2 tRNA genes and 3 rRNA genes are annotated in these 1,963 nt (G+C 53.3%); all 5 read right to left on the bottom strand.

From position 1 onward, the window contains the following. A 23S ribosomal RNA gene (locus EDD73_RS14680) occupies positions 1 to 1,137 on the bottom strand; the annotation flags it as partial. 170 nt (positions 1,138 to 1,307) lie between these two features. Then, positions 1,308 to 1,383 (bottom strand) — tRNA-Ala (locus EDD73_RS14675). 8 nt (positions 1,384 to 1,391) lie between these two features. Further along, positions 1,392 to 1,468: transfer RNA gene (locus tag EDD73_RS14670), tRNA-Ile, on the bottom strand. Between the two features lie 33 nt (positions 1,469 to 1,501). Then, positions 1,502 to 1,618: ribosomal RNA gene (gene rrf, locus EDD73_RS14665) — 5S ribosomal RNA — on the bottom strand. A gap of 271 nt (positions 1,619 to 1,889) precedes the next feature. Beyond that, positions 1,890 to 1,963: ribosomal RNA gene (locus tag EDD73_RS14660) — 16S ribosomal RNA — on the bottom strand; the annotation flags it as partial.

The following is a 1,963-nucleotide window of genomic DNA, read 5'->3' as shown; positions in this document are numbered from 1 at the left end:
TGAGCTATTACGCACTCTTTCAATGGTGGCTGCTTCTAAGCCAACATCCTGGTTGTCTGGGCAACGCCACATCGTTTTCCACTGAACACACACTTAGGGACCTTAGCTGCCGGTCTGGGCTGTTTCCCTTTTGACGACGGATCTTAGCACTCGCCGTCTGACTCCCGGGGATAAATATCGGCATTCCCAGTTTGACAGGGTTCGGTAATCCGGTAAGACCCCTAGCCCTATCAGCGCTTTACCTCCGATATTCTTCCCCCGAGGCTAGCCCTAAAGCTATTTCGGGGAGAACCAGCTATCTCCGAGTTCGATTGGAATTTCTCCCCTACCCACACCTCATCCGCCAACTTTTCAACGTTGGTCGGTTCGGGCCTCCACGACGTTTTACCGCCGCTTCACCCTGGACATGGGTAGATCACCCGGTTTCGGGTCTGCAGCCACGAACTTAAATCGCCCTATTCAGACTCGCTTTCGCTTTGGCTCCGGCTTCTCGCCTTAACCTTGCTCGTGACCGCAACTCGCCAGTTCATTCTACAAAAGGCACGCCATCACACCATAAAGATGCTCTGACTGCTTGTAAGCATACGGGTTCAGGTTCTATTTCACTCCCCTTCCGGGGTGCTTTTCACCTTTCCCTCACGGTACTTGTTCACTATCGGTCGCTGAGGAGTATTTAGCCTTGGAGGGTGGTCCCCCCGGATTCCCACGGGATTTCACGTGCCCCGCGGTACTTGGGATACCTCTACGATTCGCCGATGTTTCACCTACGGGGGTGTTACCCGCTCTGCCGGGACGTTCCAGTCCGCTTCGGTTACATCATTGAATCTAACAAGAGGTCCCGCAACCCCGACCCCGAGGGGTCGGTTTAGGCTTTTCCCCGTTCGCTCGCCGCTACTGGGGGAATCTCGGTTGATTTCTTTTCCTCCGGGTACTTAGATGTTTCAGTTCCCCGGGTTGGCCACGTACACCTATGGATTCAGTGTACGTTTCTTGGATATAACTCCAAGAGGGTTGCCCCATTCGGGTACCCACGGGTCAACGCCTGCTTGCGGCTCTCCGTGGCTTTTCGCAGCTTACCGCGCCCTTCTTCGCCTCTCAGCGCCTAGGCATCCACCGTATGCCCTTGATATCTTGACCAAACTGGATGTTTGGTCGTTCTTCCGAGCCATGGATGGCGTAAGGAAGAACTTCCTTTTTGTTCATTCATCACTAACTTACTATCACTGTGCAGTTTTCAAGGAGCAAATTTGAATCGAAGGACAATAAAAGTCTCTCAACCCGAAGGCTGAGAGACATCCTTCACGATTTGGTGGAGATGAGCGGGATCGAACCGCTGACCCCCTGCTTGCAAGGCAGGTGCTCTCCCAGCTGAGCTACACCCCCGGAAAATATGGTGGGCCTAGGTGGACTCGAACCACCGACCTTACGATTATCAGTCGTACGCTCTAGCCAGCTGAGCTATAGGCCCCTGTTTTGTTCCCACTTGCCAAGCAAGTGAGCGATCTGGCAACGACCTACTCTTCCGGGGCCTTGCGACCCAAGTACCATCGGCGCTGGAGGGCTTAACTTCCGTGTTCGGGATGGGAACGGGTGTGACCCCTCCGCCATCGTCACCAGATCATTTATTACGCTTTTCGAAGGAACATCCGGTTCATCGCCGGAATTCAGAGTTTACACTATCGGTTGAGATAAATCAACCGGTAGATTCACCCAGTCCCTCAAAATCAAACAGTTGTAGGAGCGTGACTTCCTATTCGTCATCGTGATACTGCATCGACCGTCTCTAGCAGCAACATATTCTGCCTCTGCCAAGTACGCTGTGCATTCATCTCGCTGACGTTCCGACCTCGAAGTATCGAAGACCCTAGAGTCTTCGCATTTCTCCGTAGAAAGGAGGTGATCCAGCCGCACCTTCCGATACGGCTACCTTGTTACGACTTCACCCCAATCATCGACCCCACCT

It is taken from the genome of Heliophilum fasciatum (assembly GCF_004341395.1).
GTDB classification, from domain to species: domain Bacteria; phylum Bacillota; class Desulfitobacteriia; order Heliobacteriales; family Heliobacteriaceae; genus Heliophilum; species Heliophilum fasciatum.
Note: the sequence above shows the minus strand (reverse complement) of the source record. Positions and strands in the feature narration are given on the sequence as shown.